The sequence below is a fragment of the Thermogladius sp. KZ2Tp1 genome (genome assembly GCF_051131135.1).
GTDB lineage: Archaea > Thermoproteota > Thermoprotei_A > Sulfolobales > Desulfurococcaceae > Thermogladius.
The window spans coordinates 146652-161951 of sequence record NZ_CP151274.1; the positions used below are offsets into that span (position 1 = coordinate 146652).

The following is a 15300-nucleotide window of genomic DNA, read 5'->3' on the forward strand; positions in this document are numbered from 1 at the left end:
GGAGGGACGCAACCTGGTTGAGACTTATTCCCTGTTGAAAAGTAGTTTGTAGCTCCTCTTTTGCGTGATAGTGTATGCCTCTTATATACTTTTTTCATCTCCAGGGACTTACTTTGGCAGGCTCCCTGACACGAAGTCGACTATGTATCTGGCGAGCTCGAGCTTGTGCACGAGGCCGAGTTCTCTGACATCGCTGGGGGTTATCAGGACTGTGTCCAAATAGCTCTCAGAGAAGCCGGCGCCCCTTGTCAGTACGTTGTGTGCTACCATTAGGTCTGCCTGGTACTCGGTTAACTTGGCCGCGCCTCTCTCGGCGAGTTCTCTACCGAAAGACGTCTCCGCCGCGAAGGCCACTACTATCTTAGGCCTCTTCGACATAGAGGCTATGACTTTCTCCGTGGGGACTAGAGTTATAGTGAGCCTTTCGGTCCTCGAAGTCGGTATTTTGGTCGGGCTTTTCTCCAGCGGCTTGTAATCCGCTGGCGCGGCCGCGAACACTGCCGCGTCGTATACGTGCTTCGCGGTAAGCTCCTTCACAATACTCGCCATGTCGCTTGTCTCCTCGGCGTAGTACTTGTTAACGTTGTACGGGGGCGGCAGGCTCATCCTCCCATAGACCAGGTCGACGACAGCGCCTCTGCAGGCCGCCTCCCTGGCCACTAGGACACCCATTAGACCACTGCTAGGGTTAGTTATGACCCTAACCGGGTCTATCTTCTCGACTGTGGCGCCGGCTGTTACCAGGACTCTTCTACCCCCAAGGTCTGCCCCCCTGTTGACGGCCGCCTCGACGCAGTGGACGAGATCCTGAAGCGGGGGGTACTTGGCCTTACCCTCTTCTATCATAGGTCTTATTACAACTGCGCCGTAGGACCTAAGGGTCTCTTCCACTCTCTTGTACTGCGGGGAGTTGTACAGCCTAAGGTTCATGGCCGGCACGAAAACCACCCGCTTTCCGTCCCCCATCATAGTGGCTGCGGTCAAGTGGAGTAGCTCGTCTAGGACTCCACTCGCTATCTTCCCCATCGTGTTTAGGGTGGCAGGGGCTATCACCATCGCATCACCCCACCTAGCCAAGTCTATGTGCTCCGTCCTCCCCGTAGACTCGATGAACGGCTCCCAGCCCGTGGCCCAGTAGACTAGGTCAGGCCCTATCAGCCTCGTGGAGGCCCTCGTCATAACCGCCCTGACGCTAGCGCCCAGCCTGATAATCTCTCTCGCAAGGTCTATCGACCTGTAGACCGCGCTACTCGCCGTCAAGCCGAGAACGATCTTTTTCTCCCTTAGTGGCGTCACTTCCCTGGGCTTGATCTCCTCAGGCAAACTCAACGATGTCACCGTAAAATAGATTATTCGCCAGAGCATATATAACGTCCTGGTGGACGACTTGAAAACAGAGGTCAAAAGGCCCAGCGCAGAAGAGATACTGGAAGAGGCCAAGAAGAGGCTGGCCGCCGAGGCGGCCGACTACACCGTTAGGCCGGCGGTGATGGAGGACGTAAAGAGCGTCATAGAGATAAACATGGTGTCACTACCAGAGCACTACCCGGACGAGTTCTTCTACGAGCTGTACGAGCACTACGGTAAAGCCTTCTACGTCGCCGTAGACCCGAGCGGAAGGGTCGTGGGGTACATAATGAACAGAGTGGAGTGGAAGCCCGGTTTCTTTAAGCACTTCATCGTGAGGAGCGGTCACGTTGTCAGCATAGCGATACTAAAGGAACACAGGGGGAAGAGCCTGGGCTTCGCCTTGATGGCGCACGGGATCTACAGTATGAAGACCGACTACAAGTGCGAGGAGACCTACCTCGAAGTCAGGGTCTCCAACCAGCCCGCGATAAACCTGTACAGGAAGCTAGGGTACGAAGTCGTCAAGGTGGCCAGGGGCTATTACCTAGACGGGGAAGACGCCTACGTGATGGCAAGGCCCCTATAGACGCCGTGACAGGCCCTAACAGGCATTACGTACCGTGTTTTCCAAAGCTCGGTGCGACAACCTGTTTATATTGACCTAAGGCCTATCATGGTTTCAGGGGGCGTGGATGCTCTTCCACCAGATCGGCGCCCTGCTAAGCGACGACATGGTGGGTAAGAGGGTTTGTCTAAGGGGTTGGATTTACCGTAGGAGCGTGGTCGGAGGGAAGGCTTTTGTCAGGGTGAGGGACTCGACAGGAGTAGTCCAAGTAGTAGTGGACGAGGCTGTCCTCGGCGAGGAGCTCGTCAAGACACTAAAGGACATAGGCTTGGAGGCTAGCGTCGAGGCGTGCGGTACCGTAACGAAGCAGCCTAGGGCGCCGACAGGGTACGAGGTTGTGGCCGACTACTTCAGAGTATTGGGCTACAGCAGGGACTTCCCTATAAAGGGCGGGGAGGGGGTCGAGTACCTCCTAGACAACAGGCACCTCGTCATTAGGAGCCCGAAGTACACCGCGATATGGAAGATAAAGCACACGATACTCGACGCCGGTAGGGAGTGGTTCAAGAAGGACGGCTGGTGGGAGGTAACTCCACCCATACTCACAGCCTCAGCTTGTGAGGGCGGTGCTACTCTATTCCCGGTCCAGTACTTCGAAAAGCAGGCTTATTTGAGCCAGAGCGCCCAGCTGTACCTCGAGGTCATGATATTCAGCTTGGAGAAGGTCTGGAGCCTGACCCCGAGTTTCAGGGCCGAGCAGAGTAGGACTAGGCGCCACCTCGCAGAGTACTGGCACCTGGAGGCTGAAGCCGCGTGGTACGACATGAACGACATGATGAGAGTAGTAGAAAGTCTCGTCTCCCACATCGTCAACAGGGTTCTAGAGGAGAGGAGGAGAGAGCTGGACGCGCTTGGCAGGAACGTGGACTTCTTGAAGACCGCTGTGGAGACTCCCTACCCTAGAGTAAAGTACGACGAGGCGATCGAGATACTCCAGAAGAAGGGTGTGGATATAAAGTGGGGTAGCGACCTGGGCGCGGACGAGGAGAGGTTGCTCACGCAGGAGTTCGACAGACCGTTCTTCGTGACGCACTTCCCCAAGGAGGTCAAGAGCTTCTACATGAAGCTAGACCCGGAGGACCCGAGAGTCGTCCTAGGCTTCGACCTGCTGGCTCCCGAGGGCTACGGGGAGGTGGTCGGTGGTAGCCAGCGTGAAGACGACTACGACAAGCTGTTGCAGAGGATAGTCGAGAACGGGTACAACGTGGACGACTACAAGTGGTATCTGGACCTCAGGAAGTACGGGAGCGTTGTCCACAGCGGTTTCGGGCTAGGGATCGAGAGGCTGCTGATGTGGATCGCTGGGCTCGAGCACATAAGGGACGCGATGCCGTTCCCGAGGTTCAGGGGTAGGATATACCCCTAGAGGCCGGCGGGCGAGTTTTATTTAGCTACCTTTTGATTCTAGTATGTGAGCCTGACAGGTGGTCGCTTGCCGGCTAAAGGTAAAGCGGAGAACATCGGCATCGTTGCGTCCCTGGTAGCTTTGTCCGTGATACTCCACTTATTCAACATACCCTTCCCCCCAGCACAGTACTTGTTATTCGACCTCACCGGCATACCCCTGGCCCTCTCGATGTTCTTCAGCCCCCGTCTCACCGTGATCGCCGGGTTACCGGTCTTCTACATAGGCCTCCTCCTGTACAGGCCCCAAGACCCGATAGGGCCGTTCATGAAGGTCGCTGCCGAAGGCTTCACTATATTGCCTTTCTACGTCCTCTATCAGAGGAGGTGGTTCGCGACGAAGGCCCGCTCCGCGTTGGCCACGGCCTTAGTAGTCGCGTCACGGACGGTCAGCATGCTCGTGTTAAACCTCGCTATAGACCCCTTCTACTTCGTCCTGTTCAAGTGGGTCGAGATCTACGGCCAGGGTCTCCAGCTAACCCTGATGGCCCTACCATATGTCTGCGTCTTCAACGTCATCACAGCAGTTTACGTAACGTGGCTCTCGCTGCCGATCGTCAGGGAGCTTGAGAAAGTGGGTGTTTTACCTTATGTCAAAAGTTCTCAGGGTGAAGGGTCTTAGAGTCAGGTACCCCGGTGGAGACTGGGTTCTAAGGGGCCTCGACCTAGAGGTCGGTAAAGGAGAAGTCGCTCTGATAGTGGGAGGAACGGGGTCTGGCAAGACCACTTTTGTGAGGGCGATCACGTGCGTTGCGAGCAAACTCTACCATGCAGACGTAGAGGGCGTCGTCGAGATAGGAGGGGTCAAACTGACGGACGAGAGCTGGGAGTACGTGAAGGACAGGATCAAGGTCGTCCCGCAAAACCCGAGAGCCGCGCTTGTCTACCCAGTCGTGTACGAGGACCTGGCGGCTTACGCGCACCAGGTCTACAAGTCGAAGCTTCTCGCCGAGAAGGCCATCTCTAACGTCAGCAAGGTGTTCAAGATCTCTCACCTCCTCGACAGGCACGTCGACCAGCTTTCGGGGGGAGAGCTGAGGAGGGTGAGCATCGCGAAGTCTATGGTCTCGAGCCCCGACATCGTAGTACTCGACGAGCCGCTAATGTGGCTCGACGACAACGGTGTTCGGGAGGTTAGGAGCGCCATAGAGATACTCAAACTGTACGACGTCGCTGTCGTCGTGCTAGAACACCGTTTCAAGAGACTGCTCGACCTAGCAGACAAAGTCCTGTTACTGAAGGACGGTGTTTTGAACCAAATGGACGATGTAAATACAGGCGAAGACACGGCAGGGGTAAGCATAACTCCCGAGAAGCCCACAGCGTGGGAGAGGGACGTACTGCTCGAGCTCAGAGACGTCTCGCTCCACGTAGGTTCCTTGAGTCTCAACAGGATCAATTTAACGGCTAGGAGAGGGGACAAGGTAGTAGTGTACGGCCTAAACGGGTCAGGTAAGACCACGCTGTTCAAGCTAATAGCGGGCGTGTTAAAGCCTGAGAAAGGGAGGGTCGTTAGAAGAGCCGAGACGCTCTACATACCCCAAGTACCCTACCTCTACTTCACCGAGGGGAGTCTCTCGGAAGAGGCTAGAGCCGTGGGGGCCGGCCACGCTCTGCCAGGTCTATACTCGGGGTGGGCTCTGTCCCTGGACAGGTCCCCTTTCACACTGTCGTGGGGTGAGGCCGTCCGCTTTATCGTAGAGCTCTCTCTTAACTCGAGACACGAGCTCCTGCTACTGGACGAGCCCTTCTCGGGCTTGACATACCAAGATAGAGAGGGGATCGGACGGAGGTTGGCCGAGACGTCTAAGACCATCATAGTCGCTGCCAGCAGTACCGAGCACCTCGTCTACCTCAAGGGCTTCAGGCTTGTAGAGCTGCGCGACGGCACTCTCACGGAAAGGGGGGTCGTAGGGTGAGAACTTGCTGAGGAGCTTTTCGGAGATTCTCAGATACGGTAAGGGCCTCGAAGCCTCTCTCGCCAGCCGCGTTGTTATGACCATGTCGTTATTTGTCACCATAGTACTTGCCTCTCTCTCCCAACCTAAGCCGTCTAGCTGGCTTGTAGCCGCGTTAGTCGCAGTCGTGGAACTATCCATACTCAAGGTGGCGAGTGGTGTGAGGACGCTGCTCAGGGCAGTCGCCGTGATAGGGCTCTTCGTGACTATTAGCCTGGTTATGAGGCTTGTCGGGATTTTCCTCTTCCACAACCCGGTTAGCGTCGAGTCCACGCTCTACTCGACCGTCTTACTGGTTGAGGCATTCCTGGCGATCAGCGTCTTTTTGCAGACGGTCAGGCCTGGAGAGCTCGTTTGGCTCGCTGACAAGGCCGGGTTAAAGAGGGCGGGTCGTATGCTAGCCCTGGTCATGACGCACATCGGTAGCATAGTCTCAGCCTACTCAGAGGTACTGGTTGTAGTGAGACTGAAGAAGACGAGGACCGTCCTAGCGCTCAGGCCGCTCTTGCTATACACCGTCGAGTACGGCATTCAGGTCAACGAAGCTGTTTACTTGTACGGCTTACCCGACCCCGTCCCCGATTGGGAGAGGACAGGGGTCAAACGCATACACGACCTGCCTGTCTTCCTGGTATCCCTTATCACGCCCCTTACCGGGTTTCTACTCCTATACCTGCTCTAGGGGCTCGATCAGCGTTTAATCAATTGATGAAACCATACCATTAGCTCAACGTTGTTTCATGCTTTTAAGCTACAAAATTTAAGTAAAAAGGTAGACGGGTGGTATAGTCTTGAAAAGAGAGAAGGTATTAGGACTTACAATAATTATAGTACTTGTGTACTCACTGGTAACATTCTTAACGGTATCCCCTGTACACGTAAGGGCACAGGAACCCGTGACCGTTGACGGCGTGGGATTCGACTGGCCTTACACCTCATGCCACGCGCTCGACCCCGCCGGCGACCTCTTAGACGGCGTACCCGACTGGTCTACTAGCAGAGACCTACTTGCGTGGTACTACTTGGTAGGCACGTCGTACGTCTTCATGAGGCTCGACTTGCTAGACCTATCTTACGGGGCCGAGACGGCTAGTTACGGGAGCGTCAACGACGCGCTCAACATATACATCATGATAGGCTGGGCTGGTGCTCCGGGCTACCAGGAGTGGGTGCCAGACTACGTGCAGTACCAGGGCTACGGGATCCACCTCCCGGACTACAACTGGGTCCTGGCGATCGCTATATACGACTCGGCTCACTACACGGTCTACGACTACAACTGGAACAAGGTGTTGGTTAACTCCGGGTTGAGCGTGGCCTTCAATAGCCAGTGGGACCTCGTGGAGATCGCGATTCCAACGAGCCTATTGGCCCAGTACGGCTGGACCTCGACTACCAGGGTGTGGGCCAAGGTCGCCACAGTGGTGGTTTACAACGGAGTGAGCAAGGTCTCCGACGTAATGCCCAACACTATAAGCGTCGGGAGCGGTAGGGCGGAGTGGAGCGGTGCTGTCTTCAGCGACCAAAACTGCGGCACCGCGAAGGTGGTTGTCGTTCACCACGGCAACCAGCATTTGACCGACAACAGGGCCCTGAACAACCCGTCCAGCATCAACAGCTACGGCTACATCTTGTACGTCCACGACTACTTGACCAACAGGACCGGCCGCAGGATACCCGTGACCATACACATGAGCGGGACGCTCATGGCCAGCTACTTGTGGTGGGACCCGGGCTTCATTAGCTACATCAGAACTCTGGTCTCGAGAGGAGTTGCCGTCCCCGTAGGCGGAGTGTGGGCTGAGCACATAACCGCCTACTTCTACGACAACTTCAACGACCCCTCCGCGAACTTCACCAAGTGGTACATCCAGCAGGTGTTCGGGTACACCCCGCTTACGGCATGGGTGCCCGAGAGGACGTGGGACGACGAGAGGACCGGCATTGCCTACACTCTCAGCAAGTACTACTATGCCGTGATCTTGGACGGTAACACGCACCACGACGATTGGAGCCCCAGCACCAACAAGTACAAGCCCCACCAGTACGACACCACTAAGACGGCGGGTAGAACGCTGTACGTCCTGTTCATAGACTGGGACACCCAGCAGCTACTACTCTCGAACACGGACGGTGGGCTGAACATCGACCTGAGGAAGAAGTACATCTGGGCTGCGACCAACAGCGACCAGCAGATGATATTCGTGTACGCCGACGACTGGGAGAAGGCCGCGGGCATAGCGGGGTGGGACACCTACAACCCTGGCAGGTATAACAACAGCCTGACCTGGATAGCTATGCACCCGTGGATCCAGGTCGTGACAACAGACGACGTAGTCAACTGGTTGAGAAACGGCTACTGGACCCCTGTCACGGGCTTCTACTGTGGGTACGACACCTACGCACTCCTAAAGACGTGGGTGCACAACTACCCGTACGACTACAGGAGGGCCTACGACGGCTGGTACTGGGGGACCTCGACCGAGAAGAGCTTCGCGTGGTATGGTAGCGGGCAGACCTCCCCCAACTACGTGCTACCCGACACTATCATGCCCTTCGGGGACGTTTTCGGCAAGACTAGCTTCAATGGGTCGCCGAACAACACCGTGATCTACAGGTTACTGGCACCAGGAGGGCTGTTCGACTCCACCCCTAAGAACGAGTTGTGGTGGCTCGCGCTAGCTGTAGCTAACGCCATGCTGTACGAGACGGCCTGGCACGACGGGGGCGACTGGGACGGGGACGGCATGTACGACGCGGCGGGCTGGGGCCTGAACGTGTGGAACCACCTGCGGCTCGTCAACGTCCTTCTACAGGCAGCTAAGTGGCTGGACTCGACCAGGAGAGGCCTGGTAACCCAGGCCTCCTACATGATCGGTGACTTCGACTGGGACGGGAGGAACGAGACGATAATATACAACCCGTACATCTTCGCCTTCGTAGACGACAAGGGCGGCGCCGCGCCCTACGTGTTCATGTACAACAAGACCAGTAACAAGGTCTTCATGGGGATAGGTGCCCCCGCGGTCTACTGGGGTACATGGAGCGACATGTGGTTCGGTGACAGCCAGGTTGGGCTGTTCGCCGACGACTACTTCGCGGCGACGGGGAAGAACTACTACAACGCCGTGTACACGATCGCGTACGCTTACTACGACTCCGTTAACGGGAGAGTCGTGGTCAGGCTAAACTCCCCCGACCTCGACGGCGACGGCTACCCCGACTTCTACAAGTACTACGTCTTGTACAACACTGCTAACTACATATACGTGGACTACCTAGGAGTCAAGAAGAACGGAACCCTGTACACGGCTATCGGCTACTCCGTGGACTTCTTCAACAACCTCTTATACGGTAACTCTCTAAGCCAGGTCAACTCCCCGACCTCTACGTACACGTTCGGGTACAAGAACCTCAGGACGGGGGCGTACGTATATGTCACGCCAATACAGGGCATGACCTGGACTGGCTCGCAAGACCTCGTCAAGTACACGATGCAGTACAGGGCGAAGATCGCCGTGTCCGTTAACACGGCTGTCTGGGCTTACGCAAAGGTCACCCTGGGATACAACTGATTTTTTCCCCAAATCCTATTCACCTTCACCCCTAATTACGTCGGCTTAGTGCGCCGACTTTGAGAGAGGGTCAAGCGTAGCTCAGACACAGCACTGCGTCGAGGCACTAACAGGGGTATATTACACGCTTACTCGGTGCTGTCGGCTATTACTATCCAAAGACGGGCTTCTACGCCCCGACCAGCGTTTATTAGTCCCCTCACGGGAAATCTGTTATTAAAAGAGTGTGGGACTTTGAAACCGCTTGTTCTAGGGGGCAGAAACGGGGACTACCTCGCAGTGGAGATAGCCTCGCTAAAAGGCTTTGAACTGGGGAGCGTAGAGGTGAAGAAGTTCCCCGACGGCGAGACCTACATACGTGTACTGAGCGACGTGCAGGGGAGGGACGTGGTTTACGTCAACTCGCTTCAGAGGGAGCCCAACGAGGCTGTTATCGAGACCCTCTTCACAATCGACACTCTCAGAGACCTGGGGGCGCGGAAGGTGGTCGCCGTCATCCCATACATGAGCTACGCCCGGCAGGACAGCAGGTTCAACCCAGGCGAGGCGGTGAGCATACATATCCTTGCCAAGTTGTTCAGAACGGTCAGCGTCGACCACATCGTGACCGTAGACATGCACCTCCACAGGATCAGCGACCCGAGCTCTCTGTTCGGAGCCAACTTCCACAACATAACCGGTGTCAGGGAGTTGGGCAAGTACTTGAAGAAACACTACTCCCTGACAAACGCCGTGGTGATAGGCCCGGACGAGGAGGCAGAGCAGTGGGCGAAGGTGATGGCGGAGGAGCTCGGCGGCCTAGAGTACAGCGTGTTAGAGAAGACCAGGCTGACAGCCGAAAAGGTAGTAGTAGAGGCGAGGGGTGTTAAAGTCGAGGGTAAGGACGTGGTGATAGTCGACGACATAATCAGCACGGGAGGGACGATCGTCGAAGGCGTCAAAGCCCTCAGAAGCCTAGGGGCGAGAGACTTCTACGTCGCAGCCGTCCACCCTCTCCTGATAGGAGACGCCTACAGCAAGTTGATGAGGCTTGGCCTAAAAGAGCTCGTAGGCACGAACACTGTTCTAAGCCCTATCAGCAGAGTCAGCGTAGCACCCGCTATCGTTGAGGTCCTGGACAAGGTCCTCTAGAGTTTTTTTACCCCCCAAATCGACAACCCTACTGCTAACCCCCACCAGCTCTGGAGGGGGCTCGTGCGAGGCTAGGAGCACACCAGAACCTCTCCTCACAGCCTCTTTAACGATACACGCGACTCTCTCCCGTGCCCTGCGCGAGAGCCCTTCAAGGGGCTCGTCTAGTAGGAGTATCTTAGGGCTGTACGAGATGACGGAGGCGAGGGCGACCAACTTCTTCTCGCCGTAGCTGAGCTCTTGAACCCTCCTGTTCAAGAACCTATCCGGCAGCCCGACGGTCCTGATCGAGTCTCTGGCCACCTTGTCGATCCAGTTCTTGTCCCTGCTGAGCTGCCTTGGTACAAACGTAACCTCGTCATAGACCGTTGGGTTGAACAACATGACCTCCGGGTTCTGGAATAGAAGCCCGATATACCTCCTAGCCTCGGGTAGTTGCTTTTTCAGCGGCCTGCCCTCGAACTCTACAGACCCCTTCTGCGGCTCGAGGAGGCCGGCCGCGATCAATAGCACAGTTGTCTTACCCGAGCCGTTTGGGCCCGTCAACAACACTAACTCGCCACCACCTACTTCGAGGCTGAAGTCTTCGAGGACGTAGGTCTTCGAACCCGGGTACTTGAACCAGACGCCGGACAGCCTCAGCAATTCTCAACACACCTGGACTCGTACGCCTTGACTAGGTCTCTTGATACCGCTGTGAACTTCCCTATTATGTCTGCGATAGTCAGGGCTAGGGCTCTCCAAAGGGTAGACCTCGCCCTCGACACGACCCTCGACTCGCGTGCGGCTAGGTAGTCCGCAAAGACTACCGTGAGGTACTTGGTGTTGAGTAAGAAGAAGTCGACCTTGCTAACATACCTGCTCACTACTCTACTACCTCGGAGGCTCGCCGATATGCTGGCCCAGCCGAAACCTGTGAGGGAGACTATTAATGGCATCGGAGACAGTGCGACGCGAGCTACGAAAAACGCGAAAACCTGCGCCCGCGACTCCACTGACACGGGGTACTTCAGCGCATCAAACCCCGTGAAAAGGATGGGTATCCCGGGTACCAGCGCCAATAGCAGCGTTATAGAGGTTATACTTAAAAAAGACTTCAGCCGGGGTCTCAGTACAACACCCCACGTGATGGAGTAGAGCCCGCTTGCTAGCCAGAGAACGGGCGAGTTGAGGACAGCCGACGTGAAGGAGAGTGCCAGGGACATTAAGAAAAAAGCTCCTGGGTGAGGGAAGGACTTGTCCGTGCCCGCGTACGCCTCGTCGAGAACCCTTGACGCGGCTTTCAAGAACTCGGAGAGTAAGCTCACGCTACTTCTTCCTCTCTGCAACTTTACGTAGCAGCAGCCCTATAGAGTAGATCAAGGCGACCCCGAGTACTCCGGAGACTATGTAACCAAGCCATTCGGGAAGGCCTGGTACTGTGTAGTCCTTTAGGAAGGTCCAGTTGACCTCGTCAGAGATGTCTGTCAAGTTCAGCTTTTCGCCCGCGATGTCCAGGGGTTCGTGGTACCCCACCAAGCTAGCCAGGTAAACGCCGAATACCGGCGATACCAGCAATAGCACTACCAGTAGTAATACCGATCTCTTCACGACTTGATCACCTCGGGGTGCCTGAGTTTCAGGTAGTAGACGACCAGCCCTGTTATAACCCCCTCGACAACCCCCAGGACAGCGTGCCAGCCGCCCATTATCGGTACGGTTATGAATACGCCGTAGGGGAACGACGGCGAGAGCCCGATCTCCACACCGCAGGCAATACCCGCGAGCGTCAGGCCGAGCCAGCCGCCTATAAGCCCTCCGACGAACCCGGACTTGGCGTCGCCCAGTCTCGGCGAGAGGGCCTTGTACGCTAGCCTGTAGACCAGGTAGCCGGCCCAAACGTCTATTATAGCCATGTTGATGACGTTGGCTCCCAAGGCAGTTATACCACCATCGTGGAAGACAAGGCACTGGACTAGGAGAACTATTGCTATGACCAGGCTGCCCTTGAAAGGTCCTAGAATAATACCGGCTAGGGCCCCTCCAACGAAGTGGAGGCTGGTACCTCCCGGTATGGGCCAGTTCAGCATCTGCGCGACGAAGACGAGTGCCGCCAACGCTGTCGCCTCGGAGACCTCGCTGGGGGAGAGCCTGAGCTTTCCGAGCTTGGTGGAAGCAATGAAGTATACGCCTGCCACCGCGTACGTCACTAGACTAGACCACAAGTCCAAGTAGCCGTCGGGTATGTGCATCTGAGTGCACCAAATAACGAGATTGAGTGCACCTTTAAAAACGGTGTGGTAAGTAGACCTAACAGTCTTCTTCTCGAACAGGCCAGGCCACTGTACGGTGAGGCTGTCTCCCCGCTGTGTTTTATGAACTCTTTGAGATGGCCCTGTCGAGTCCGCGAGATCGCCGCACCACCTGTCTCCACGTGGTATAAGGGCCAGGGGCCGTTTTCAGAGACGCGAGCGCTGGGAGCTGGTCCAAGCCGACTTGTACTAGGTTGCGGACACGGGTCGATTAGTACCTCGTCTCGACCCCGAACTTCAAGAAGTGCTTCTCGACAAGCCTTGAAGCTAGGAGTGATAGGAGTAGGTATGATATGACGGCCGGTATAGTCATTGACACGAGTAGGTTAGTAGAGATCGTGTTAGACCCGAAGGAGGCTCTGAGCAACTCCACCGCCACGAGGCCCGGGACTAGGAGTGCCATGTACTGTTCAGGCAAGTATCTTGGGGGTAAAAAGAGGACTACTACGAACAATATTTGGATGACCTGACTCAAAACTCTCGCAAGCGGGTTTTTCAAGTAGAGCAGGCCGATCAACGAGGCCATTAGTAGACCCGAGGCCATTAAGACGGGTATAGATAGTGCGAAGAGCGCCGCATTCAGCCTGAACAGCCACGTGGGTGCTATACCTAGGTACCATGATAGAAGGAGGGCTGAGAGCAGGAACGGCGCGAAGCCGACTACCAGGAAGTCGAAGGGGAAGGTGGCAGCCACGTATTTCCATAGCGTGAGGTTTGCCAGTCTTAGGTCGTCTAGCTCCCCGCTTTCGCTCAACCACGTGACGTACTCCTGGCTCAGCCCTATACTCAACAGCACGATGTTCACCCCGATAACGGGAGGGGTCAAATAGAGCAATGCCGAAAGCGGGTCGCTACTAAAGACCACGGAGGGTGCCAAGAACAACGTCAGCCAGAGGAGCGCGTTTAGCGTGGAAGACAGGTAGCTCGTCAAGTGCATCCTAAACATCCCGTAGCCCACCAGCAGAGACCTTCTAACTTCTCTGACGAGGCTCATTTCCTGACAACCCTGTCCACTCTATTTATCACGAGAACAGAGACCGAGACGTAGACTGCGTAGATGGCGGTGAGGAAAAACAGGTACTGGGATATTCTCGACTCGTTGAAGAGCAGCGTGATCCACTGTAGTGTCTCGACAACAAAAGGCACTGGCGTGATGTAGCCTACGACTCTCAAGGCTAGCGGTATCATGTGGACAGGTATGTAGACACCGCTCGAGGCGAGTATGACTGGCGGTAACAGCTGCGCTATAGACCACGGCCTTCTGACGTCGACAAAGTATATCACCGACAGCCCGACTATGCTAGCCAGAAGACCGAGCGTCACCCCGGCAGGGACAAGTATCATAACCACCACGAGGTACGCGATCAGTCCACTGGCTCCTTTCAACACCCCGAGAACTGGGAGGAGGTATATCGAGGATAGCAGGGTGTTTACGATGGACCTTACCACGGCGTTGGCCACGATGTAGGTTGTCAAACCAGTGGTCTCAAAGATCAGCACTGTAGACTCCGCGATCTTGAACTCGTAGTAGAGGGTGCCCACCATGTCTCCAATGATTATCGTGACGACGCCCAGCAGCGCCGACAAGACCATCGAGAATACGAGCAGGTCTGTAAAGGCCGGCTTTACCCCGAAAAGCTCCCCCGCCTTCGATATCACGCTCTGCGAACCGTAGATGTAAGCGGGCGTCATTAACACGCCGACGGCGAAGCCGACCTGGGTCAACCACAGACCGAGGTAGTCGGAGAAGTACCTCTTAAACCACAAAGCCTCCCTGTATACCGTGGCTTTAAAGAGGTTCAGGACCGTGGCCGATCGCCTCCGACTACCGCTAGGTATGCGTCCTCCAACGACGGCTCTGCGATAGAGAAGTCGATTAGCGGACGGGGGTCCTCGCTGAGGATCCTCGTAATGGTCTCCACAATCTTATCTCTCGGGTCTCTAACGTAGACCTTGACGGCCACTTCCTCGCTACTCCTCGAGACCTCCGTCCTAGCCACCTGCAGGCTCGACTCTATGCGGGTAAGGTACTTGCCAGAGCCCTCTTCACGGAGTTTTAGGTACAGGATGTTGACGAGGCCCAGCGACCTCTTCAAGTCCTGGATACCGCCTTGAGCGACGACGACTCCCCTGTTTATTATTGTCACCTCGTCGGCTATCTCCTCGATCTCTCTCATGTTGTGCCCCGTGACCAGTATCGTCTTCCCCGCCCTCGCCGACTCGACCAGCATATTCCTGACCTCCATAGCGCTGGGCACGTCCAGGCCTAGTGTGGGCTCGTCCAGCAGCAAGACTTCCGGGTCTGTGTACAGCGCCTTCGCCAGGCTCAGCTTAGCCCTCATACCCAGGCTGTAGGAGAAATAGGGTTTCTTGAAAGCGCTCTGCTCATCTAAGCCGACCAGCTCGATCACCTCTCTCGCCCTCTTTCGCGCGTCCTCCATTGAGAAACCCTTCAATAGACCGTAGAAGACGAGGTTCTGGAAGCCCGTGAGAGACCCGTAGAACCCCTTACTCACGTCTAGGACTACCCCGATGATCTCCCTTACTCGACTAGCCTCCTTAACGGCGTCGTACCCACCCACGTATACAGCCCCGCTGTCAGGGGCTAGAAGGGTGGCTACGACCTTGATCAACGTTGTTTTGCCTGCCCCGTTGGGGCCTAGTAGAGCGTGAATCGTACCTTTGCGAACCCTGACGGTCACCCCTTTCAACGCCTCGACAACCGCCCTACTCCGCAACCCCACTCTCGGGCGGTAGGTCTTCCTCACGTCGAGGACTTCAATAGCGTACTTAACCATAAGGTGCTCCAAGGAGGGGTTATCGACAGGGCGAGTTAAATACATGGCTCACAGTACTTGAGTCTAAAAAAAAGGTATGCTACTACGTTCGATGGATGGGAATTATGTGGGGTGTTTGCCTAAACAAGTAAGGTTTTTAAGCCGCTGCGTAAGTAGTCTCTCTAAACG

Annotated in this window: 15 protein-coding genes; 7 read left to right on the forward strand and 8 right to left on the reverse strand. The window is 55.9% G+C overall.

Annotated elements, in window-relative coordinates:
- Positions 1 to 108: 108 nt before the first annotated feature.
- A complete protein-coding gene (gene coaBC, locus WLZ34_RS00700) occupies positions 109 to 1329 on the reverse strand; it encodes a bifunctional phosphopantothenoylcysteine decarboxylase/phosphopantothenate--cysteine ligase CoaBC (RefSeq protein WP_434731471.1) in 1221 nt (406 codons plus the stop codon).
- 49 nt (positions 1330 to 1378) lie between these two features.
- Here coaBC and WLZ34_RS00705 point away from each other — a divergent pair, with 49 nt between their 5' ends.
- The 7 genes from WLZ34_RS00705 to WLZ34_RS00735 all read left to right on the forward strand — a co-directional run bounded on the left by WLZ34_RS00705 (position 1379) and on the right by WLZ34_RS00735 (position 10043).
- Entirely contained in the window at positions 1379 to 1936 is a 558-nt protein-coding gene (locus WLZ34_RS00705; protein ID WP_434731472.1) for a GNAT family N-acetyltransferase, read from the forward strand.
- A 106-nt stretch (positions 1937 to 2042) separates the two neighbouring features.
- Positions 2043 to 3341: an asparagine--tRNA ligase gene (asnS, locus tag WLZ34_RS00710; RefSeq protein WP_434731473.1), complete on the forward strand. Its 1299-nt coding sequence runs from the start codon at positions 2043 to 2045 to the stop codon at positions 3339 to 3341.
- Positions 3342 to 3407: 66 nt separating this feature from the next.
- The gene (locus WLZ34_RS00715; RefSeq protein ID WP_434731474.1) at positions 3408 to 4001 is read left to right on the forward strand and encodes a hypothetical protein; all 594 of its coding nucleotides are present in this window, start codon (positions 3408 to 3410) and stop codon (positions 3999 to 4001) included.
- Entirely contained in the window at positions 3970 to 5298 is a 1329-nt protein-coding gene (locus tag WLZ34_RS00720; protein ID WP_434731475.1) for an ATP-binding cassette domain-containing protein, read from the forward strand. The genes WLZ34_RS00715 and WLZ34_RS00720 overlap by 32 nt, the downstream gene beginning before the upstream one ends.
- Before the next feature lie 4 nt (positions 5299 to 5302).
- Complete coding sequence (locus WLZ34_RS00725) at positions 5303 to 6019, forward strand: hypothetical protein (RefSeq protein ID WP_428726725.1); 717 nt, start codon at positions 5303 to 5305, stop codon at positions 6017 to 6019.
- Positions 6020 to 6233: 214 nt separating this feature from the next.
- A complete protein-coding gene (locus tag WLZ34_RS00730) occupies positions 6234 to 8912 on the forward strand; it encodes a glycoside hydrolase (protein WP_434731476.1) in 2679 nt (892 codons plus the stop codon).
- A gap of 234 nt (positions 8913 to 9146) precedes the next feature.
- The gene (locus tag WLZ34_RS00735; protein ID WP_434731477.1) at positions 9147 to 10043 is read left to right on the forward strand and encodes a ribose-phosphate diphosphokinase; all 897 of its coding nucleotides are present in this window, start codon (positions 9147 to 9149) and stop codon (positions 10041 to 10043) included.
- Here the strand turns inward: WLZ34_RS00735 and WLZ34_RS00740 are convergent.
- From WLZ34_RS00740 to WLZ34_RS00770, 7 genes are all read right to left on the reverse strand, one after another.
- Entirely contained in the window at positions 9978 to 10688 is a 711-nt protein-coding gene (locus tag WLZ34_RS00740; protein WP_434731478.1) for an energy-coupling factor ABC transporter ATP-binding protein, read from the reverse strand. The two genes, WLZ34_RS00735 and WLZ34_RS00740, sit on opposite strands and share 66 nt — an antisense overlap.
- Positions 10682 to 11371 carry a hypothetical protein gene (locus WLZ34_RS00745; RefSeq protein ID WP_434731479.1) on the reverse strand — a complete coding sequence of 230 codons (690 nt, stop codon included), beginning with the start codon at positions 11369 to 11371 and terminating at the stop codon, positions 10682 to 10684. Before WLZ34_RS00745 ends, WLZ34_RS00740 begins: the two co-directional genes overlap by 7 nt.
- Complete coding sequence (locus WLZ34_RS00750) at positions 11352 to 11633, reverse strand: PDGLE domain-containing protein (protein ID WP_434731480.1); 282 nt, start codon at positions 11631 to 11633, stop codon at positions 11352 to 11354. Before WLZ34_RS00750 ends, WLZ34_RS00745 begins: the two co-directional genes overlap by 20 nt.
- Positions 11630 to 12274 carry an energy-coupling factor ABC transporter permease gene (locus WLZ34_RS00755; protein WP_434731481.1) on the reverse strand — a complete coding sequence of 215 codons (645 nt, stop codon included), beginning with the start codon at positions 12272 to 12274 and terminating at the stop codon, positions 11630 to 11632. Before WLZ34_RS00755 ends, WLZ34_RS00750 begins: the two co-directional genes overlap by 4 nt.
- Before the next feature lie 271 nt (positions 12275 to 12545).
- Positions 12546 to 13328 (reverse strand): hypothetical protein, encoded by a 783-nt coding sequence (locus WLZ34_RS00760; RefSeq protein WP_434731482.1) that lies wholly within the window; start codon positions 13326 to 13328, stop codon positions 12546 to 12548.
- The gene (locus tag WLZ34_RS00765; protein WP_434731483.1) at positions 13325 to 14101 is read right to left on the reverse strand and encodes a hypothetical protein; all 777 of its coding nucleotides are present in this window, start codon (positions 14099 to 14101) and stop codon (positions 13325 to 13327) included. The genes WLZ34_RS00760 and WLZ34_RS00765 overlap by 4 nt, the downstream gene beginning before the upstream one ends.
- Before the next feature lie 32 nt (positions 14102 to 14133).
- Positions 14134 to 15144 carry an ABC transporter ATP-binding protein gene (locus WLZ34_RS00770; protein ID WP_434731484.1) on the reverse strand — a complete coding sequence of 337 codons (1011 nt, stop codon included), beginning with the start codon at positions 15142 to 15144 and terminating at the stop codon, positions 14134 to 14136.
- Positions 15145 to 15300: the final 156 nt, after the last annotated feature.